Here is a 19,345-nt window from a genome sequence, read left to right as displayed (position 1 = left end):
GTGGGCCGGCACCACCCCGCGACGGATGGCTCGCGCCCACCCGCACACGACGGATGCTCCGACACGACGGATGCGCCGACCACGACGGGTAGGGCGACCGCGCCAGGCGGTGCACGGCGGGCGGCCGGGAGAGGACGACGATGGCGGAGGGACCGGCGGCCGGACGCACCAGCAGCACCCGCGGGGTCGTGCTCCTCACCCTGGCGTCGGGCCAGTTCCTCATGACCCTCGACAGCTCGGTCATGAACGTCTCGATCGCCCAGGTCGCCGAGGACGTCGGGACCACCGTGACCGGTGTGCAGACCGCCATCACGCTCTACACGCTGGTGATGGCCACGATGATGATCACCGGCGGCAAGATCGGCACGATGATCGGGCGCCGCAGGGCGTTCGCCATCGGCTGCGTGATCTACGGGGTGGGGTCCCTCACGACCTCGCTCGCGCCCAGCCTCGGAGTGCTGGTCCTCGGCTGGTCGGTGCTCGAGGGCCTCGGCGCGGCGCTCATCATGCCCGCCATCGTGGCGCTCGTGGCGGCGAACTTCCCGCCCGCGGAACGACCCCGGGCGTACGGCCTCGTCGCCTCCGCGGGGGCGATCGCGGTGGCGGCCGGCCCCCTGATCGGCGGTGCGGTCACGACCTACTGGACGTGGCGGTACGTGTTCGCGGGCGAGGTGGTCGTGGTCCTGGCGATCCTGGTCCTGACCCGCCGGATCGCCGACGCCGAGCCCGCCGCCCGGTCGCGGATCGACCTCGTGGGGGTCGTGCTGTCGGCGCTGGGCCTGGGAGTCGCCGTGTTCGGCGTGCTCCGTTCGAGCGAGTGGGGCTGGGTCCGCGCCAAGCCCGGCGCCCCGGCCCTCGCGGGCGTGTCCGCCACCCTGTGGCTGATCGTCGCGGGCCTCGTCGTGATCCGGGTGTTCCTGTGGTGGCAGGGGCGGCGGGTGGCCCACGGTCAGGAACCCCTGGTCGACGTCACGCTGCTGCGCAACCCGCAGCTGGTGGGCGGCCTCGTCATGTTCCTGTTCCAGTTCCTGCTGCAGGCGGGCCTGTTCTTCACCATCCCGCTCTACCTGTCGGTGGCCCTCGGGCTCAGCGCGTTCGAGACCGGCCTGCGCCTGCTCCCCCTGTCGGTGGCGCTGCTCCTCGCGGCGGTCGCCGTCCCGAAGATCTGGCCCGAGGCCTCGCCGCGGCGCGTCGTCACGATCGGCCTGGTCGCGCTGCTGGCCGGCATCGTGTCCCTGGTCCTGGCTCTCGACGTCGGGGCCGGACCCGAGATCGTGTCGCTGCCGCTCCTGCTCGCCGGGATCGGGGTGGGCGCCCTGTCGTCGCAGCTCGGCGCGGTGACCGTCTCCGCCGTCCCCGATCGGCTCAGCGGCGAGGTCGGGGGCCTGCAGAACACGTCGACCAACCTCGGGGCGTCCCTCGGCACGGCCCTCGCGGGGTCGGTGCTGGTCGCGTCGCTCACCGCGAGCTTCCTCGCCGGGATCCGGGACGACCCCGCCGTGCCGGACGAGCTGGCCGAGACCGCCACGGTGCAGCTCGCCGCGGGGATCCCGTTCCTCTCCGACGCCCAGCTGGAGGCAGGGCTGGTCGAGGCCGGGCTCCCGGCCGAGCAGGTCGACGCCGTGGTCGAGAAGAACGAGGCGGCGCGCATCGACGGCCTGCGCACCAGCCTGGCGCTGCTGTCCGTGCTCGCCGCGGTGGCGGTGCTGCTGACCCGCCTCCTGCCCACCCGGGCGGTCGGCGCCCGGAAGCCTCCGGGATGACCCCGGCCCGGCCACCCCGCCGTCGGCGGCGGCGTCAGGCGCGTGTCCGGGGGCGACGCCGTCTGGACACCAGCTTCCACAGCTCCTCGACCACCACGAGGGAGAGGGCGAGGCCGGCGGCGACGCACCACTGCCCGAACGACAGCCCGGTGGTGCCGAAGATCCGCGCGAGCAGGTCCACACCCGTCACCGCGACGATCGCGAGCAGCGCCAGGCCGTACCGGCGCAGCTGGACCGCCCCGGGCAGGGCGTCACGGTCGAAGATCGTGCCCACCGGGTCGCGGGAGAGCAGGGCCCCGGCGAGGTGGAACAGCGACAGCGTCGTCAGGAGCATGGTCGTCGCGACGACCGGGCCGCCCTGCCGGTCGCCGACCTGGTAGGCGAGCAGGGAGCCTGCCGTCATGACGAGGCCCTGGGCACAGAGCCGTACCCACCCGGCGCGCGAGATCACCGGGGCGGACACGGGCCGGGGCGCCCTCGACATCAGCCCCGGCGCGGGCCGGTCGAAGCCCAGGGCGATCGCGAGCGGGATGTCCACCACCATGTTGAGCCACAGGATCTGCAACGGGTCGAGGGGTACCCCGCCCGCGATCCCGAAGGTGCCGGCACCGAGGAAGATCGCGATGTAGGCCACGAGGGTGGACATCTGGAAGCGCAGGTACTTGACCAGGTTGTCGTAGAGCGCGCGACCGTACGACACCGCTCCGACGATGGTGGCGAAGTTGTCGTCGGTGAGCACCATGACGGCGGCCTCCTTGGAGACCTCCGTGCCGGTGATGCCCATGGCGACGCCGATGTCGGCCGTCTTGAGCGCCGGGGCGTCGTTGACGCCGTCCCCCGTCATCGCGACCACCTCGCCCCGCTGCTGGAGGAGGCGGACCAGGCGGACCTTGTCCTCCGGTGCGACGCGGGCGACGACGCCGATCTCGTCGAGCTCGCGGAGCAGGCGCTCGTCGCTCATCGCCGCGAACTCGCCGCCGGTGACAGCCCGGCCCTCGATGCCGAGCTCCGCGGCGATCGCGGCGGCCGTCGTCGCGTGGTCCCCGGTGATCATCCGGACCCGGATGCCGGCCTCGCGGCACTCGGCGATGGCCGCCCGCGCCTCGGGGCGGGGCGGGTCGACGATGCCGACCATGGCCAGCAGGGTGAGGCCGTCCACGAGCTCGACGAGGTCTCGGCCCCGGAGCTCCCCGGGCTCCAGGTCGCGCTGGGCGACGACCATCACGCGCTCCCCCGCGGAGGCGATGGCGTCGTTGGCCGCGAGCGCGCGCCCCCGCTCGTCGTCGGTCAGGACGGTCGTCGTCCCGTCCGGTCGCAGCACGCCGGTGGACCTGGCGATCAGGACGTCCGGCGCACCCTTCACGTAGCAGCGGACGAGGCGCCGCCCGTCGTCGCCGGTCGCCTCGTGGAACGTCGCCATGAACTTGTATGCGGAGTCGAAGGGCACCTCCGCGACCCGCGGGACGGCCGCGCGCGTGCCCTCGACGTCGAGGCCGCCCTTCGCGCCGAGCACGATCAGCGCCCCCTCCGTGGGGTCACCCACGAGGTTCTCGCCGTCCAGGACGGCGTCGGCGCACAGCACCATCGGCAGCAGGTAGGGGTCGAGGTCGATCCGCTGCCCCCCGACGTGCCGGATCTCCCCGTCCGTGGCGTATCCCTCGCCGGTGACCGTGAAGCGACCGTGGCCCGGGACGACGAGCTGCCGGGCGGTCATCTTGTTGAGCGTCAGGGTGCCGGTCTTGTCCGAGCAGATCGCCGACGTCGACCCGAGCGTCTCGACCGCGGGCAGCCGCTTGACGATGGCGTGCCGGCGGGCGATCTCGCGGGTGCCCATCGACAGCAGGGCCGTGACCACGGCGGGCAGGCCGGTCGGGATCGCGGCCACGGCGAGCGCGACGCCGGTGACGAACAGCGTGTCGAAGGGCTGCCCCTGGGCGAGGCCGAGCATCACGACCAGCACGAGCGCGACGCCCGCGACCGACGCGATGATCCGGGACAGCGAGTCGAGCTGGCGCTGCAGCGGCGTCCTCGCGATCTCGGTGCCCGCCAGCATGTCGGCGATGTGCCCGATCTCGGTGCCCATCCCGGTCGCCGTCACGATCAGCTCGCCGCGCCCCCGGGTCACCGACGTGTTCATGAACACCATGCAGACCCGGTCCCCGAGGGGGACCTTTTCGCCGGGGACGGGGTCGACCGTCTTCGCGGCGGGCAGGCTCTCGCCGGTCAGCGCGGCCTCCTCGACCTCGAGCGCGGCCGCCACCCACAGGCGGCCGTCGGCGGGCACCCGGTCCCCGGCCTCGACGAGGACGACGTCCCCCGGCACCAGCTCGGCCGCGTCGATCTCGACCGCCTGGCCGTCGCGCCGCACCCGGCAGACCGTCCGCATCATCTGCGCCAGCGCCCGGACGCTCTCCTCGGCCTTGGCCTCCTGCCGCAGGCCGATCACGGCGTTGAACACCGTGAGGCCGGCGAGCACCGCGGTCGTCCCCGTGTCCCCGGTGACCACCTGGTTCACGGCGGCGGCGACCAGCAGCACGATCTGCATGAAGTCCTCGTACTGGCGCACGAACGCCCGCCAGCCGGGCTCCCGGGCCCGCGCCGCCAGCTCGTTCCGCCCGTGCGACGCGAGCCGCGACCGCGCCTCCTCGGCCGCGAGACCGCGGTCGGGGTCGACGCCGGTCGCGCGCGCCACGTCCCGGGCCTCGGCGGAGACCGGGTCGACCGAGGCCGGTCCGGGGTCGGTGCTCGTCATGCTCGGCTCCGAGGTCGGCGGGACAGGACGCGTGCACGGCGGTTGCCGTCGGGACCGATGCTGCGGGCGACCCGGGTGGGCACGCTCCACCCCGCCCGGGGTGGGGTGCGACCACCCGCCGCGGTGCCAGCCTGTGCATCGCGGCCGCACGGGCCGCGACCGACAGGCCCGCACCGTCGCAGGAGGACCCCGATGACCGCGCAGCAGGTGGGACCGATCGACTACCTCGTCCTGGAGTTTCCCGGTGCGAGGCTGCAGGGCAAGGGGCTGCCCGCGCTCCTGGACCTCGTGGAGCGCGGGATCATCCGGATCCTCGACCTGCGGGTCGCGAAGGTGACGGACACCGGCGTCGTCGGGGTGGCGCTCACCGACCTCGACGACGACGGGGAGCTGGACCTCGCGGTGTTCGAGGGGGCGACCTCCGGGCTGCTCGACGACGACGACCTGGCGCGCGGCGCCTCCCTCGTGGAACCTGGGAACGCCGTCGGGATGATCGTGTACGAGAACACGTGGGCGGGGCCCTTCGTCACCGCCATGCGCGAGGCCGGCGCCGAGGTCGTCTCCAGCGGCCGCATCCCGGTCGACGACGTCGTCGCGGCGCTCGACGCGCTCGAGTCCGCGCCACCCGCCTGAGGCTCGGAAGGCCACGGCGACGACGACTACAGGGACGACGACTACAGGGACGAGTTCGAGGAGGAGCGAGATGGGACTGCTACGTGGCGTCGCCCGGACCGCGGTGGTCGCGGGCACCGCGACCGCCGTGTCGAACCGGGTGTCACGACGCCAGGCCGGCCGCTGGGCGTCGCAGGAACAGCAGTACGCGCCACCACCGCCGCAGGACTACGCCCCGCCGCCGCCGGCGGCGCCCGCACCCGCGGCGGCCTCCGGCTCCGACGTGATCACGCAGCTGGAGAAGCTGGGCAGTCTGCGGGACAGCGGCGTCCTCACCGACGAGGAGTTCGCCGCGCAGAAGGCCCGCATCCTCGGGTCCTGACCCGGGTCGACGGGAGACGGTGTCGGGACGAAAGGGACCACGATGAGCTCCACGGACACTCCCCGGCCGGCCGTGGCCGAGACCCGGGCGAAACCGCCGGCGACGGCGTGGATCTCCTGGGTCGCGCTCGCCATGATGACCACCAGCTCGGTGGCCAGCCTGCGGGCCGCGCCGACCATGGCGGTCTACGGGCTCGCGTGCGTCTTCCTCTACCTGCTGCCCGCGGTCGTCTTCCTGCTGCCCACGTCGCTCGTCTCCGCGGAGCTCGCCTCCGGCTGGAAGGGCGGCGTCTACAACTGGGTCGCGCTCGGTATCTCCAAGCCGATGGGCTTCCTGGCGGTGTGGTGCCAGTTCGCGATGACGATCTTCTACTACCCGAGCCTGCTGGGCTTCGTCGCGAGCACCCTCGCCTATGTCTTCAACCCGGCCCTGGCCAGCAGCGGCGTCTGGACCGCGCTCGTCATCATCGTCGTCTACTGGAGCGGCGTCTGGGTGTCCGCCCGCGGCACCAAGGGGGTGGCCGGCCTCGCGAGCGGCGGCCTCATCATCGGCACCCTGATCCCCGGCGTCGTGCTCGTGACGCTCGGCGCCGTGTTCCTCGGCCAGGGCAACGAGTCGGCGGCGCCGATGACCGGCGACCACCTCTTCCCGGCCTGGGCCGGGCTCGCGAGCCTCGTGCTCATCGTGAACAACTTCCTGTCCTACTCGGGCATGGAGATGAACGCGGTGCACGTCTCCTCGCTGCGCCGCCCGGCCAAGGAGTACCCCAAGGCGATGTTCCTCGCCATGGGGATGGTGATGCTGATCTTCATCCTCCCGGCGCTCGCGATCAGCTGGGTGGTGCCCGCCGAGGAGCTGTCCCTCACCGCCGGAGTCATGCAGGCCTTCGACGCGGTGTTCGCGAACTTCGGCTCGCAGTGGCTGACCCCGATCGTCGGGGTCATGCTGGTCACCGCCTCGCTCGGCGGCATGCTCACCTGGCTCGCCGGCCCGTCCAAGGGCCTGCTGCTCATCTCACGGCAGGAGGGCTACCTGCCACCCTTCCTGCAACGGCTGAACAAGCACGGCGTGCAGCAGAACATCCTGGTGGTCCAGGGCGTGGTGACGACCGTGATCGGCCTGATGTACGCCCTGATCCCCGACGTCTCCAGCGCCTACTGGATCTTCTCGGTGATCACCACGCAGGTGTACCTGATCATGTACCTGCTCATGTTCGTGGCCGCCGTCGGCCTGCGCCGGCGGTTCCCCGACCACCCGCGCGGCTTCCGGGCACCGCTGCTCGTGTCGCTGTGCGGCGTCGGGTTCGCGGCCTCGCTCGCGGCCCTGCTGGTGGGCTTCGTCCCGCCGTCCCAGTTCGCGGGCGGCAACACCGGCCTGTACTTCCTGATCGTGGGCGGCGGGGCGCTGGGGCTCGGTCTCCTCGTCCCGTACCTCTTCTACCGGTTCCGCAAGCCGTCGTGGCGGCAGCCCGCGGTCCCGGGCGACGACGAGGGCATCGACGTCGAGAGCACGGGGGCGAACGAACCATGAGCACCGTCGACGAGACCCAGCCGCCCCGCGAGCGCCGCGTCCTGTACGTCGTCGTGGCCGTGGTCGTCGTCGCGCTCGTCGTCCTCGGCCTGATCTTCTACCGGTCGGGAGAGCAGACCCGGGACGCCGAGGCCAAGGCCGACCAGCTCGTCGCGGCCCTCGACGCCGCCGGCGCCCGCACGCCGTCCCAGGACCAGGTGATGCGGGTGCTCGCGGACGACGGCGGCGCGGTGTGCGCGAACCCGAACGACGCCCTGAGCAGGTCCGTCTACCTCGCCCAGCTCGCCAACGGGGCCACCGGGCCGGGCTCGCGGCCCGTGATCGCGGACAGCCGGGTGGTGCAGGGACAGCTGCTGATCATGGGGATCTACTGCCCCGACGAGCTGGCGGAGTTCCGGCAGTTCGCCGACAGGCTGACGACGGACGACCTGACCACGCCCTGACCGGCGGGCCTCCCGTCCGCCCCCGCCCCGACCCGCCGTGCGCCTCAGCTCAACGGCCTGCCGCCCCGCGCGCCGCGAGCTCCTGCAGGAACGTCGGGATCCGGCCCACGCCGAAGTCGTAGTAGCGCGCCCAGCGCGGCACGATCGCGATGCGCGCCATCCGGTCGTACAGCTCACGGCAGGCCTGCTCGAACTGCGCGGCTGCCTCGTCGTCCATGCCCTTGCGGGACGCGGCGAGGTATTCCTCCACGACGCCGTCGACGATGGTGATCTCGGCGCGCCCCCGGACCGACAGCTGGCGTGCGCCCGCCGGCCCGTCGCTCGCGTCGATCGTCACGGCGACGTCGGGGTGCGCCTGCAGCGCCGCGACCTTGGGGGCCGTCGCGGCCGTGGCGATCACGAGCTCCGTGCCGGTCCACAGGAAGCCCGCGGGGACCACGCGCGGTGTGCCGTCCAGCGCGGTGTAGGCGACGTGGAGGGCCGACGGCGAGGCCAGCAGCTCCCCCGCGTCGGTCAGCTCGCGATCGATGTCCAGCTGGTCCATCAGGGTGTCCCTCCGTCCGTAGCGGCGCCGGTCGCCGCCGTCGCCCCTGGGACGGAGCGGACCGCGCACCCTCGACATCGAATCGCACTCGGCGTCGCGCCGCGACCGACGGCGCGGCCGAGCTCCCACGGGGTGCCCTGGTGGTGCACGTCTCCCCAGGGACTTCCTCCCGCGCCGCCGCGGGCGTTCACTGGGACCTGAGCCGGCCCGACCGGGCCGCCCACCCTGCGGGAGGAACGACATGACGACACTGGCCATCATCGGCGCCGGCCCCGGGCTGGGGCTGTCGGTCGCGCGGCGTTTCGGCCGCGAGGGATTCTCCGTCGCGCTCGTCGCGCGGGACGCCGCGAAGCTCGACGCGCTCGCCTCAGCGTTGCGCGACGACGGCGTCACCGCTGCGGGCTTCGTCGCCGACGCCCGCGACCGCACCGCCCTGGGCGACGCCCTCGACCGGGCGGCCGCCGAGCTCGGCCCCGTCGAGGTGCTGCAGTACAGCCCGGTGCCCGCGCGCGAGTTCATGAAGCCCGTGCTCGACACCACCGCCGACGACCTCGTCGGCCCGCTCGAGATGTCCGTGCTCGGCCCGGCCGCCGCCGTGCAGCGCGTGCTGCCCGGGATGCGCGAGCTCGGCCGCGGCACCGTCCTGTTCCCGAACGGCGGCAGCGCCGTCCGCCCGCGCGGGGCCGTGACCGGCACGTCCGTCGCCTTCGCCGGCGAGAGCGCCTACGCCCGGCTGCTGCACGAGGCGCTGGCGCCCGAGGGCATCCACGTGGCGCAGCTCATCATCCCGCTCGGCATCGGTGGCGGGGAGCCCGACCACGAGCCCGACGCCCTCGCCCAGCGGCTGTGGGAGCTGCACACCGAGCGCGGCGAGTTCCGGACGTTCGTGCGCCCGCTGGACTGACGCCTCGCGGGCCGCCGGGCCGCAGGCCGTCAACCGCCGTTCCCGCCGTCGTCGCCGTCCGGGAAGGAGGAACTGACCAGCGGGTCGGAGTGCATGTGCACGATCCGCCAGCCGTCCTCGCCGCGCCGGTAGACCTTGGTGACGCGGCGCTCTCGGACCTCTCGTTCCCCGGTCGCGGACCGGGAGTGGATCTCCTCCACGTGCACCATCCAGGCCGTGTCCCCGTGGACGTGCTCGTCCAGCTGGTCGAGCCGCCGGTACACGCCGTTCCCGTACGTGACTGCCACGGCGGCGAGGCGGTCGCGCACCTCGTCCCAGCCGCGCGCGACGCCGCCGAACGCGCCCAGCAGCGAGACGTCCGGGGTGTGGTCCCACAGCTGCTGGAAGCCGTGCGGGTCGCCGGCCACCAGCGCGGCCAGGGCGGAACGCTGCGCGGCCTGGAAGCCGGCCCACGTCGACACCATCGTCCATGACCTCTCGGGGTGAGCGATGAGGGCCGCGGGGCGGTCGCCGGCGACCTCGGAGCCCCCACGTCACCACACCGGCAGCGGTGCTTCAACCCGTGCGCTCGCCCGGCGGCGGCGCAGCCCCGCACGACGCCCGCACGGTCGGCCGCGGCAGCAGGCTGAGATGCCGCGGCGGCCGGCGCCGGCCGCCGGATCCCCTGCTGGATCAGCCAGGACAGGAAGAACCAGAGCTGCCGGTGTCGTCGCTGAACCCGTACAGGGCCGGGTCGTGGGCCGTCGACCCGATCATTTCCGATCGCCGGGCAGGACGTACGACGTGCACCGATGACGTTGTCCACAGACTCCCGGGCAACCATCTGGCGATCTGCTCTACAGTGACGCCCGACGTCACCGCTGACAGGGAGCCCCGTCATGACCCGCAACCGGGCCATCCTCGCCGCCACCTCCATCGCCGCTGCTGCCGCGCTCCTCGTCGCCGGCTGCGGCGACGACAAGCCCGCGACCCCGTCGCCCGAGCCGACACCCACCAGCGCCAGCCCGTCGGCTTCCCCGTCGCCCAGCTCCACCGCCGTGGTCGTCGCGCCCGAGCGGCCGAAGGAGATGGACGACGACGGCCCCGCCGGCGCCGAAGCCGCGGCCGTGTACTTCCTCGAGCTCGACGACTACATCATGAAGACTGGCGACACCGCCGAGTGGGAAGCGATGTCGCACAAGAGCTGCGAATACTGCGCGAACCGTCTCGACCAAGCCAAAGAACTCGCTAGCAACGACCTCACCTGGCAGGGCGGCAAAGTCGCGGCACGCGTCACGCACACCTACGAACAGGACGCGGGTACGGGCATCTGGCCCGTCGACGTCAAGGCGACTATCTCCGCAGTGTCAGTGACCGATTCGTCTGGTGACGAGGTCTTCGCCGATCCGCGTACGAACACGAAATACCGGGTTGAGGTCGCTCGGGCTAACAACCAGTGGCGAATCGTCGGCGTGGCGGACCAGCCGAAGTCATGACTGTCATCAAGAGTGGATTCGCGTGCGCTATAGGAGCAGCTCTGGCATTTTCGGCTTCAATGGAGGCCGCAGCGGCACCTCCACCGACCACAAAGCCTCCGGTGACGATCACCGGAGCAGCCGACGATGGGCGTGACTCTGTTGGTGTCGGCGGTGATGGCACCGCCTGGCAACACGGTCCTGATGGACGTGAACCTGCTGACAACAAGCCAAAGGACCGCTACGTCCGCACCGACGCAGTGACCTGTGCGGAGCTGGGCGGCGAGCTGGACTCTCTCAGCGGGATCGTGACAGCACAGGGCGCGTGCCCGGAGGGCACGGACGTCGCCGAGATCACGATGCCGTGCGAGGAGGGCGAGTACGCGCTCGACGCACTCTGGGTCCAGCGCGTGCGGGACGACGGCTCGTACGACGAGGCGGAGCAGCTCACCGACGACGAGTGCATCACCCCCGCCGACCTCGCGGCCCAGGCCCGGCGCGAGTTCAAGACGATGAAGATCGAGGCACCCGTGGCGACGATGCAGGGCAACCCGCCCATGATCGTCAACGTCCACTACCCCGCCTACACGTCGGCCACGGCGCAGGACCGCACCGTCACGCTGCTCGGGGTGCCGGTCGTCATCCGCGCCGACCCAGCGGAGTTCACCTGGAACTTCGACGACCCGTACTCCGGCGGCGACACCCTCACCACCACCGACCCCGGTCGTCCGTGGCACGAGGGCGACCCGACGCCGGACAAGTCCTGGGTCGGACACACCTACAGCCGTCTCGGCACCCCCGGCGAGGACGCGGGGACCGCCGTCGACGACAACGGCAACGCCTACCGCACCGGCGTCGCCGTCGCGCTGACCACCACCTGGCAGGGCCGCTTCCGCGTGCAGGGCACCAGCACCTGGACCGACATCCCCGGCACCATCACCACGACCAGCACTACCGGGCCCACCACCGTCACCGAGGCCCGCACCCGCTTGGTCTGCGACGACCTCGACGGCAACACCGTCTGCTGACTTTGCGCCGGAGCATCGGCGCTCGTCACCCGACGGTGTCGCGGACCCGGCCTCCTTGCGGAACCTGATCGGCCGCCGCCAGACGGTGGAAACCATTGCCGCAGACCGCCTCGGCTTGGTTGGATGTCGACATCGTCGAACAAGGGAGTTCGTCATGCCGCAGCTGTCCCGCCGTCAGGTCCTCGCGCTGGTCCCCGCGGGAGCGTTCGTCGCGATCGCGGCGCCCCTGCGCGCCCGCGCGGACACCCCGTCGGATCACACCCGCCTGCTGGCAAACGCCCGGGCGATCTTCGCCGGCACGGCGGAGTCGAACGGCCGCCCCGAGGCTGCGGCGCGGCTGGCCGCGATCCACGCGGCCGCGCGCTCCCATCTGGCCGGTCTGGACGCCGCCGGCCCCGGCGAGCTGTTCGCCGGTGTCCCGCTGGGCACGAGCGACCCGAACCTCAGCACCTCGTTCCTCCGGCTGTACGAGATCGCCCTGGCGACCTGCACCCCGGGCTACGCGTCCGACCTGGTAGGGAACACCGCCGTCCAGCGCCGCGTGCTCGACGGGCTCGAGTGGCTCCACGCCCACCACTTCGGCGACCAGGCCGCCGGCTACTACGGCAACTGGTTCCACTGGGAGATCGGCATCCCCGCGAGCGTCAGCAAGACGTTCGCCCTCGTGACGGACCTGGCCGCGACGGAGCGGCCGGACCTCGTCACCACCTACGTCGCGTCGATGGACGCGTACCTGCGCAACGGGATGGACGGCGACGTCGACCTCGACTCCCGCTTCCACACCGGCGCGAACCTCGCCGACATCACGACCAACCGCGTGCTGCAGGGCGCCGTCACCGGCGACGACGCCCGCGTCTCCAAGGCGATCGCCGACCAGTCCACGGTGTTCGCGACGATCGACCCCTACGACATCCAGCACGGCAACACCGACGGCTACTACGCGGACGGCTCGTTCATCCAGCACCACTCGGTGGCCTACACCGGCTCGTACGGGCGCACGCTGCTGACCCGCGTCGTACAGACGATCAAGCTGCTCGACGGCACCGACGCCGCCCCCGGGACCGACCTGCCCGACGTCGTGCACGGCTGGGTCCGCGACGGGTTCGCGCCCGTGATCGTCGACGGCTGGATGATGGAGATCGTCAAGGGCCGCGCCGTGTCGCGCACCGGCACCGGGTACGCCGACGTCGCCACCGTGCTCGAGGCCGCCGTCGATCTCACCGACTACACGAGCGGTGACAACGCCGCCGCGCTGGGCGCGTACGTCCGCCATCTGGCGACGGCGTCGCCGACGCCGCCCGACCCCGCCCGCTTCGTCTCGCCCGTGAGCGCCGTCCGCTACGCCGACCTGCTCGCGGACGCGGGCGCGCCCGCCGCGGACCTCAACCCGCCGGCGCGCTCGGTCGCCTTCAACGCGATGGACCGCACCGTGCACCGCCGACCCGCGTTCACGTTCGCGCTGGCGCGCAGCTCGGACCGGATCAGCAGGTACGAGTACATGAGCGGCGAGAACCTCCTGCCGTGGTTCCAGGGCGACGGCGCGTTCTCCCTGTACCTCGCCGGCCAGGACCACACGCAGTCGTTCGGCGTCGACTTCTACACGACGGTCTCGCCGTACCGCCTGCCCGGCACCACCGTGCCGGTCGAGGAGCGGCGCACCGTCCCCGAGCTGTACGGGCAACCCTGGTACGAGAACCCCGGCCACCCGCTCGGCTTCACCTCGTCGTCCGAGTCGCAGAACACCTACGTCTACTTCCCGCGCGCCACGAACTCGTTCTCCGGCGGCGCGACGCTCGGCGCGTACGGCGCGGCGGGCATGGTGCTGTCCGACGACGTCCCCTACGTCGACGCGCAGGCCGGCGTCCTCCCCGACGACTTCGTGGTCTACGCGAACGCCCGCGCGGTGAAGTCGTGGTTCCTGCTCGACGACGAGGTCGTGGTGCTCGCGGCGGGGATCCACGACCAGCACGGCCGCGACGTCGTCACGACGCTCGACTCGCGCATCGCGTCTCCCGCTGATGGTGTCGTCGTGACCGGGCGCCGCCGCGACGGAGGCCCCTGGTCGTCGGACGGGGCGCCCGCCCGGCTCGACTGGCTCCGGTGGGACAACCCGGGGCAGGGCGTGGCCGTCGGGTACGCCGTCCTCGACGCCGGGCCGGTGACCGTGACGCTCGAGGACGTGACGCGCAGCCGCCGCACGGTCCGGACGTCGAACCCCGACACCGCCGCGACGAAGCGGGTTTTCACGGCCGCGGTCGAGCACGGTCGCCGCCGGTCGGCGCTCGCCTACGCGATCGTGCCCGGCGCCACCGAGGCGCGGCTCGCCGAGTACGGACGCCAGGGTCGGATCGCCGTGCTCGCGAACGACGAGCGCGTGCAGGCCGTTCGCCACTCCGGCCTCGGGCTCGTGGCCGCGACCGTGTTCGAGGGCCGGGCGCAGGTTCGGAACCTGGCGATCGACGGCCCGGCGTCGGTCCTCGTGCGCGAGGGCGACGACGGCCGCACGACCGTGGCGCTGTCCGACCCGACGATGCGGCGCGACGCCGTCACCGTGACCATCCGCGGCCGGCACCTCGACGTCGTCTCCGCGGACGACGGCGTCGAGGTGCGGCGCGTGCCGGGAGGCACCGAGGTGCGCGCCCGCACGCACGAGGCCTACGGCGCGAGCCTCACCGCGACGCTGCGGCGGCGCTGACGACGACCACGCCCGCGCGGGACCACGTCGACCGCGTTCTGCACCGCCCATGGACCGTGGTCGGCCGTGGTCGGTCGACGGTGCCAGGATCGGTCGATGACCACCACCGTCGGTGCCTCGTCCATGCCCTGGCTCACGGAGCTCTACGCCCTTGCGCAGGAGACTCTCGACCGCAACGTCGTCCGCGACGACGCCGGCCCGTTCATCCGCGCGGGCGGCGGCTACGCCGACCCGTGGACGCGCGACGCGGCGCTCAACTGCTGGGGTGCCGCCACCCTGCTGCGGCCCGACGACGCGCGCGCGACCCTGCTGCGCGTCTGCGAGCGCACGCCGGACGGGCGGCTCGTCGTCGCGCAGGACGACCAGTGGTGGGACCAGATCGTCTGGGTGCTGGCCGCGACCGACCACGCGTGGGCGACCGGTGACGACGAGTTCCTCGCGACCGCCTGGCAGGTGGGCCGCGACTCGCTCGAGATCCTGCACCGCGAGAGGTTCCGTCCCCGCTGGGGTCTCTACGCGGGCCCGGCGCTGATGCAGGACGGCATCTCCGGGCTGCCCGCGGGGCCCGCCACGGCGGACGAGCCCACCTCGTTCGTCCTCGACTACCCCGACGCGCACGAGGTCATGACGCTGTCGACCAACGTCGTCTACGTCGCCGCCCTCCGCTGCCTCGAAGCGGCCGCCCACCGGCTCGGCCACGACGCGTCGGCGCTCGCCGCCCGGGCCGACGACCTCGCGGCGGCGATCGAGGAGCACCTGCGCGACGGCGACAACTACGGCTACCTCCTGCACGGCTCCGGCCCGCGGGCGGGCACCCTCGACCGCCACCGCGAGGCCGCCGGCCTCGCGCTCGCCGTCGTCGTCGGCCTCGTGCCTCCGGAGCGGAGCCGGCAGGTGATCGCCTCGATCGGCCGCGGGCCGGCGGGCGTCGTCAACGTCGCCCCGCACTTCGACCGGTACGACGACGACCGCTCGGGTCGGCACAACGCGATGTGCTGGCCCATGGTCATGGGCCTGGCCGGGCTGGCGTCGGCCGTCTCCGGCGACCGGGCGGGCACGGTCCGGACCCTCGAGGACCTCCACCGCCTGGTGGGCGCCCGCGGCGGCCGGTTCGACGAGCTGTACGACCCCTCGACCGGCCTGGCGCACGGCGGCTGGCAGTGCGGCCACGTCTGGCCGAGCGAGCCCGACCAGACGTGGTCCGCGACCTCGCTGCTCCGGCTCGTCCACCTGGGGCTCGTCGGGCTGGTCCCGTCCGCCGAGGGTCTGCGGTTCTCGCCGGTCCCGCTCGACGTCGACGAGTCCGTCGAGCTCCGCGGCCTCCCCTACGGCGCGGCGACCCTGGACGTCACCGTGCGCGGCGTCACCGAGGTGCGCGGCGGCCCCGTCGTGCTGGTGGACGGTGCCGACGTCTCGGACGACTACGTCCACGTCCCGGCCGGCGCCACCGGCGCCCACCGCGTGGAGGTGCTCGTCGGCACGGCCGGCTGAGACGTCTGGGGTGCCCTGAGAGAGCCTCCCCCGCCCGGCGCGGAGCGCATACGGTGGTCGCCGCACCACCGACGAAGGAGAACTCTCTTGCGCACCGTCAACGCCTACGCCGCCCCGTCCGCGACCGAGCCCCTGGTCCCCACGACCATCGAGCGTCGCGACGTCGGCCCGAAGGACGTCCTGATCGCCATCCGCTACGCCGGGATCTGTCACTCCGACATCCACACCGTGCGCGGCGACTGGGGCCCGATCACCTATCCCCAGGTCGTCGGACACGAGATCGTCGGCGAGGTCGTCGAGGTCGGCTCCGCCGTCACCAAGCACGCCGTGGGTGACCGCGTCGGCGTGGGCTGCATGGTCAACTCGTGCCGCGAGTGCGAGAACTGCCGCGCCGGCATGGAGAACTACTGCCTCGCGGGCAACACCGGCACGTACGCCGGCACCGATCGGGACGGCACCATCACCCAGGGCGGCTATTCGACCCACGTCGTCGTCGACGAGGACTTCGTCCTCCGCGTCCCCGCCGCCCTCGACTACGCGGCGGCCGCGCCGCTGCTGTGCGCGGGCATCACCACCTACTCGCCCCTCGCGCACTGGAACGCCGGCCCCGGCAAGCGGGTCGCCGTCGTCGGCATGGGCGGCCTCGGCCACATGGCCGTGAAGATCGCCGCCGCCATGGGCGCCGAGGTCACCGTGCTCTCGCGCACGCTGGCGAAGAAGGACGACGGCCTCGCCTTCGGCGCGACCGACTACTACGCGACCGACGACGACGCCACGTTCGAGGCGCTCGCCAACCGGTTCGACCTCATCGTCAACACCGTCAGCGCGCCGCTCGACCTGAACCTCTACCTGCGGCTGCTGCGCCTCGACGGCACCATGGTGAACGTCGGCGCCCCGCCGGAGCCGCTGCCCATCCAGGTGTTCTCGCTGTTCAACAACCGCCGGTCGTTCGCCGGCTCCAGCATCGGCTCCATCGCCGAGACCCAGGAGATGCTCGACTTCTGCGCCGAGCACGGCATCGCCCCCGAGACCGAGCTCATCGGCGCCGACCAGATCAACGACGCCTACGAGCGCGTGCTCTCGAGCGACGTGCGCTACCGGTTCGTCATCGACACCGCGACGCTGTAGCGGCAGTCCGGAGCGCCGGCGACCCCGCTCCCGTCGGCAGGCGGGACGGGGTCGCCGTGCGTCAGAAGAGCGGCCAGGGCACGGCCGGCATGTCGCCCTCGGGCGACGGGAAGACGGCGGTGCGCAGCAGCCGCTCGCACCGCTCGGCCAGCGCGGCGAGCTCGGCGACGTCGAGCACCGCGGCAAGGCGGCCACCGAGCCCGCCGTCGCCGCGCTCCTCGAGGTCAGCGCGGATCCGTCGGACGCCGTCGAGCTCGTCGGCCTGCAGGGGTTGGCCGACCCAGCCCCACAGCACGGTGCGGAGCTTCGGCTCGACGTGGAACGTGACCCCGTGGTCGACCCCGAGGCGTCTGCCGTCGCTCAGCGGCAGCACGTGACCACCCTTGCGGTCGGCGTTGTTCACCACCGCGTCGAAGACGGCCATCCGGCGCAGCGACGGCGAGTCCTCGTGCACCAGGCAGACCGGCTCGTCGTCGGCGCCGCTGCCCTCCAGCGCCACGCGCCACCCGTCGCGCCTCGCGAGGTGGGACGGGACGACGTCGACGGGGTCCTGGTCGGGGTCCTGCTCCTGCCAGAGCTGGACCATGCCGGGGCCGAGCGGCCCGTCGCGCAGCCAGGTCCGGGGCACGAGACCCCAGCCGAGGGCTTCGGAGACGAGGTAGGCCGCGACCTCGCGACCGGCCAACGTGCCGTCCGGGAAGTCCCACAGCGGCTTCTCGCCGGCCACGGGCTTGTAGACGACGGTGGTGGCGCCGATCCGCCCGACGTATGTCGCGTTCGAGGCCGTCTGGATGCGGCCCACGACCTCGAGGGCCCCCGCCTCGAGATCGACCTGCTCCGTCACGGCGCGCCCGTCGGGCCGCTCGGTGGTGTCACGCGGTGACATCCGGGGGGCACTCGTGGCCGTCCTCGTCCATCGGCATGCCGCAGTCCGAGCAGGTCGGGCGACCCGACGCGACGACGCGGCGGGCACATTCGGCGAAGGCCCGCGCGGTGCCGACGGGGATCCGCACCACCAACATCTCGCTGGGCTCGGGCTCGTTCTCGCGCACGACGAGCGCATCGTCGTCGGCCGGCAGGTCCTCCTCGACGGGGAAGGCCTCGATCACCATCTGCGCGGTCCGAGGGTCCCAGCCCAGGCGCATCGAACCCGTCCGGAAGTCCTCCTCGACCGGCTGCTCCAGCGGCGCGTCGTCGACGAGCTCTGCCGGGGCCTCGGCGGGGATGGAGAGCGTGTCGTCCGCGGTCACCAGCTCGTCGAGCATCCCGTCGATCATCTCCGCGAGCACGGCCGACTGCTGCTTCTCCATGGCGATGCTCGCGGTCCGCTTCCCTGCGCGGGCCTGGAGGTAGAACGTGCGCTCACCGGGGCGGCCGACCGTCCCGATCACGACCCGGTCGGGCCAGTCGAACTCGTGCACCACAGTGGTCATGCCACCACTCTAGGAGGCACCCGGGCCGGCACCGCCGCCGACGGCCGCGTCACCGGCCGGCGCGGCGCCCCGCAGCCACGAGAGGTCGCCAGCGTCGGTGTTGACGGCCACCACCTCCGGTCGGTGCGGCCCGTATCGCACGATCGAGACCGACCCCGGCCCCACCGCGATGCGCTGGAAGAGGTCGAGGTGCATGCCGAGGGCGTCGGCGAGCACGGACTTGATGATGTCGCCGTGCGCGACCGCCGCCCAGACCGCGCCCTCGCCGTGCTGCTCCCCGAGCGCGGCGTCGTGACCGCGGATCGCCGCGACGGACCGCGACTGCATCGCCGCAAGCGACTCGCCGCCGGGGAACGTCACCGCCGACGGCTGCGTCTGCACCTGTGACCACAACGGCTCCTGGGCAAGGTCGCGCAGCGCTCGCCCCTGCCACTGCCCGTAGTCGCACTCGCTGATGCCATGCTCGACGAGGGTGGCCGCTGCGGCGCCATCAGCACCCCGCTGGTGCTCGATGACGACGCGAGCCGTCTGCCGGCACCGCTCCAGCGGGCTCGTCACCACCGCGGCCAGGGGCGCCCCCGCCAACCGCGTCGCAGTGCGCAGCGCCTGCTCGCGCCCGACCGCGTCCAGCCGCACCCCCGCCGTCCTGCCTGCGAGCACGCCCTGCACGTTCGCGGTCGTGCGGCCATGGCGGACGAGCAGCACGGTGGGCATGCCCGGAGCCTAGACCTCGCCACCTGGCCTTCGTCCTGGTGCGCGCACGTCGCCGCGCTGGTCCGAAGGCTTGCCCGACCACGCCCGGCCGGGCGTGTAGCTGCTCCGGGCCAGTTCATCGGTCGGAAGTTGATCGTGTAGTCCGAGGTCCCGGGATCGTTGAAATTCCGCGGTTGCTGCACGCGTTCCGAACCGGCGTGCAACCCGCGTGCCACTCGAAACGGGGGTGCGGACATGTTCGCGACATGTGTCCCGTCAAGGCTACGACAGCGCCGGTCACAGCACCCATCTGCCCCTCCCAACGAAGCAACGTCGGGCGCACACACCTCGCTCCGCCTACCTTGGTCTCGATGACGCCAGTGCGCCGCCCAGAGCGAATCACCCACGGATGCTGGGCACGATTAGGGCCTTTTCACCCGGTGATGGCCCGCTGGTGGCCTTTGTCCGAGGGACGGTCTAGATACGATGACCT

The 19,345-nt window shown here is 72.7% G+C and carries 17 protein-coding genes; 11 read left to right on the top strand and 6 right to left on the bottom strand.

Annotated features, from left to right (window positions below; translation table 11 throughout):
- The first annotated feature begins 140 nt into the window (after positions 1 to 140).
- The gene (locus B5Y66_RS11665) at positions 141 to 1,763 is read left to right on the top strand and encodes an MFS transporter (protein ID WP_079574677.1); all 1,623 of its coding nucleotides are present in this window, start codon (positions 141 to 143) and stop codon (positions 1,761 to 1,763) included.
- A 34-nt stretch (positions 1,764 to 1,797) separates the two neighbouring features.
- Here the strand turns inward: B5Y66_RS11665 and B5Y66_RS11660 are convergent, their stop codons facing one another.
- Positions 1,798 to 4,515 (bottom strand): cation-translocating P-type ATPase, encoded by a 2,718-nt coding sequence (locus tag B5Y66_RS11660; RefSeq protein WP_079574676.1) that lies wholly within the window; start codon positions 4,513 to 4,515, stop codon positions 1,798 to 1,800.
- Between the two features lie 192 nt (positions 4,516 to 4,707).
- Here B5Y66_RS11660 and B5Y66_RS11655 point away from each other — a divergent pair, with 192 nt between their 5' ends.
- The 4 genes from B5Y66_RS11655 to B5Y66_RS11640 all read left to right on the top strand — a co-directional run bounded on the left by B5Y66_RS11655 (position 4,708) and on the right by B5Y66_RS11640 (position 7,482).
- The gene (locus B5Y66_RS11655; protein WP_176168853.1) at positions 4,708 to 5,148 is read left to right on the top strand and encodes a DUF6325 family protein; all 441 of its coding nucleotides are present in this window, start codon (positions 4,708 to 4,710) and stop codon (positions 5,146 to 5,148) included.
- A gap of 70 nt (positions 5,149 to 5,218) precedes the next feature.
- Positions 5,219 to 5,509, top strand: coding sequence for an SHOCT domain-containing protein (locus B5Y66_RS11650; protein WP_079574675.1), 291 nt, complete (start codon positions 5,219 to 5,221; stop codon positions 5,507 to 5,509).
- Positions 5,510 to 5,551: 42 nt separating this feature from the next.
- On the top strand, positions 5,552 to 7,039 hold the full coding sequence (locus B5Y66_RS11645) for an APC family permease (RefSeq protein ID WP_079574674.1): 1,488 nt from the start codon (positions 5,552 to 5,554) through the stop codon (positions 7,037 to 7,039).
- Positions 7,036 to 7,482: a hypothetical protein gene (locus tag B5Y66_RS11640; RefSeq protein WP_079574673.1), complete on the top strand. Its 447-nt coding sequence runs from the start codon at positions 7,036 to 7,038 to the stop codon at positions 7,480 to 7,482. The genes B5Y66_RS11645 and B5Y66_RS11640 overlap by 4 nt, the downstream gene beginning before the upstream one ends.
- 49 nt (positions 7,483 to 7,531) lie before the next feature.
- Here the strand turns inward: B5Y66_RS11640 and B5Y66_RS11635 are convergent, their stop codons facing one another.
- Complete coding sequence (locus tag B5Y66_RS11635) at positions 7,532 to 8,026, bottom strand: pyridoxamine 5'-phosphate oxidase family protein (protein ID WP_079574672.1); 495 nt, start codon at positions 8,024 to 8,026, stop codon at positions 7,532 to 7,534.
- 241 nt (positions 8,027 to 8,267) lie between these two features.
- Between B5Y66_RS11635 and B5Y66_RS11630 the strand changes: the two genes are divergently transcribed.
- Positions 8,268 to 8,930: an SDR family NAD(P)-dependent oxidoreductase gene (locus tag B5Y66_RS11630; RefSeq protein ID WP_079574671.1), complete on the top strand. Its 663-nt coding sequence runs from the start codon at positions 8,268 to 8,270 to the stop codon at positions 8,928 to 8,930.
- 29 nt (positions 8,931 to 8,959) lie between these two features.
- On the opposite strand, the gene B5Y66_RS11625 is transcribed toward B5Y66_RS11630, so the two are convergent.
- Entirely contained in the window at positions 8,960 to 9,394 is a 435-nt protein-coding gene (locus B5Y66_RS11625) for a YybH family protein (RefSeq protein WP_079574670.1), read from the bottom strand.
- A gap of 414 nt (positions 9,395 to 9,808) precedes the next feature.
- Here B5Y66_RS11625 and B5Y66_RS11620 point away from each other — a divergent pair, with 414 nt between their 5' ends.
- The 5 genes from B5Y66_RS11620 to B5Y66_RS11600 all read left to right on the top strand — a co-directional run bounded on the left by B5Y66_RS11620 (position 9,809) and on the right by B5Y66_RS11600 (position 16,726).
- Positions 9,809 to 10,405, top strand: coding sequence for a DUF6318 family protein (locus B5Y66_RS11620; RefSeq protein WP_079574669.1), 597 nt, complete (start codon positions 9,809 to 9,811; stop codon positions 10,403 to 10,405).
- 287 nt (positions 10,406 to 10,692) lie between these two features.
- Positions 10,693 to 11,412 (top strand): hypothetical protein, encoded by a 720-nt coding sequence (locus B5Y66_RS11615; RefSeq protein ID WP_139820856.1) that lies wholly within the window; start codon positions 10,693 to 10,695, stop codon positions 11,410 to 11,412.
- Positions 11,413 to 11,566: 154 nt separating this feature from the next.
- Entirely contained in the window at positions 11,567 to 14,107 is a 2,541-nt protein-coding gene (locus B5Y66_RS11610) for a polysaccharide lyase family 8 super-sandwich domain-containing protein (RefSeq protein WP_079574667.1), read from the top strand.
- A 96-nt stretch (positions 14,108 to 14,203) separates the two neighbouring features.
- Complete coding sequence (locus B5Y66_RS11605) at positions 14,204 to 15,598, top strand: glucosidase family protein (protein ID WP_079574666.1); 1,395 nt, start codon at positions 14,204 to 14,206, stop codon at positions 15,596 to 15,598.
- A gap of 87 nt (positions 15,599 to 15,685) precedes the next feature.
- Complete coding sequence (locus tag B5Y66_RS11600) at positions 15,686 to 16,726, top strand: NAD(P)-dependent alcohol dehydrogenase (RefSeq protein WP_079574665.1); 1,041 nt, start codon at positions 15,686 to 15,688, stop codon at positions 16,724 to 16,726.
- Positions 16,727 to 16,787: 61 nt separating this feature from the next.
- Here B5Y66_RS11600 and B5Y66_RS11595 read toward each other — a convergent pair whose 3' ends face one another.
- Genes B5Y66_RS11595 through B5Y66_RS11585 form a run of 3 tightly spaced genes read right to left on the bottom strand, consistent with a single transcriptional unit; the run spans position 16,788 to position 18,873 of the window.
- Positions 16,788 to 17,612, bottom strand: coding sequence for an SCO1664 family protein (locus tag B5Y66_RS11595; RefSeq protein ID WP_079574664.1), 825 nt, complete (start codon positions 17,610 to 17,612; stop codon positions 16,788 to 16,790).
- Positions 17,599 to 18,159, bottom strand: a complete 561-nt coding sequence (locus B5Y66_RS11590; protein ID WP_079574663.1) for a DUF3090 domain-containing protein — start codon at positions 18,157 to 18,159, stop codon at positions 17,599 to 17,601. Before B5Y66_RS11590 ends, B5Y66_RS11595 begins: the two co-directional genes overlap by 14 nt.
- Before the next feature lie 9 nt (positions 18,160 to 18,168).
- Entirely contained in the window at positions 18,169 to 18,873 is a 705-nt protein-coding gene (locus tag B5Y66_RS11585) for an MSMEG_4193 family putative phosphomutase (protein ID WP_079574662.1), read from the bottom strand.
- Positions 18,874 to 19,345: the final 472 nt, after the last annotated feature.

It is taken from the genome of Krasilnikoviella flava (assembly GCF_900167525.1).
Taxonomy (GTDB): domain Bacteria; phylum Actinomycetota; class Actinomycetes; order Actinomycetales; family Cellulomonadaceae; genus Isoptericola; species Isoptericola flavus.
This window is presented reverse-complemented; position numbering and strand designations above follow the sequence as displayed.

Excerpts from the sequence above, each read along its gene's own strand:
- B5Y66_RS11645 (WP_079574674.1), top strand. The coding sequence starts at position 5,552 with ATGAGCTCCACGGACACTCCCCGGCCGGCCGTGGCCGAGACCCGGGCG.
- B5Y66_RS11605 (WP_079574666.1), top strand. The coding sequence starts at position 14,204 with ATGACCACCACCGTCGGTGCCTCGTCCATGCCCTGGCTCACGGAGCTC.
- B5Y66_RS11620 (WP_079574669.1), top strand. The coding sequence starts at position 9,809 with ATGACCCGCAACCGGGCCATCCTCGCCGCCACCTCCATCGCCGCTGCT.
- B5Y66_RS11585 (WP_079574662.1), bottom strand. The coding sequence starts at position 18,873 with ATGCCCACCGTGCTGCTCGTCCGCCATGGCCGCACGACCGCGAACGTG.
- B5Y66_RS11590 (WP_079574663.1), bottom strand. The coding sequence starts at position 18,159 with ATGACCACTGTGGTGCACGAGTTCGACTGGCCCGACCGGGTCGTGATC.
- B5Y66_RS11650 (WP_079574675.1), top strand. The coding sequence starts at position 5,219 with ATGGGACTGCTACGTGGCGTCGCCCGGACCGCGGTGGTCGCGGGCACC.
- B5Y66_RS11630 (WP_079574671.1), top strand. The coding sequence starts at position 8,268 with ATGACGACACTGGCCATCATCGGCGCCGGCCCCGGGCTGGGGCTGTCG.
- B5Y66_RS11635 (WP_079574672.1), bottom strand. The coding sequence starts at position 8,026 with ATGGACCAGCTGGACATCGATCGCGAGCTGACCGACGCGGGGGAGCTG.
- B5Y66_RS11610 (WP_079574667.1), top strand. The coding sequence starts at position 11,567 with ATGCCGCAGCTGTCCCGCCGTCAGGTCCTCGCGCTGGTCCCCGCGGGA.
- B5Y66_RS11595 (WP_079574664.1), bottom strand. The coding sequence starts at position 17,612 with ATGTCACCGCGTGACACCACCGAGCGGCCCGACGGGCGCGCCGTGACG.
- B5Y66_RS11655 (WP_176168853.1), top strand. The coding sequence starts at position 4,708 with ATGACCGCGCAGCAGGTGGGACCGATCGACTACCTCGTCCTGGAGTTT.
- B5Y66_RS11640 (WP_079574673.1), top strand. The coding sequence starts at position 7,036 with ATGAGCACCGTCGACGAGACCCAGCCGCCCCGCGAGCGCCGCGTCCTG.
- B5Y66_RS11625 (WP_079574670.1), bottom strand. The coding sequence starts at position 9,394 with ATGGTGTCGACGTGGGCCGGCTTCCAGGCCGCGCAGCGTTCCGCCCTG.
- B5Y66_RS11660 (WP_079574676.1), bottom strand. The coding sequence starts at position 4,515 with ATGACGAGCACCGACCCCGGACCGGCCTCGGTCGACCCGGTCTCCGCC.
- B5Y66_RS11665 (WP_079574677.1), top strand. The coding sequence starts at position 141 with ATGGCGGAGGGACCGGCGGCCGGACGCACCAGCAGCACCCGCGGGGTC.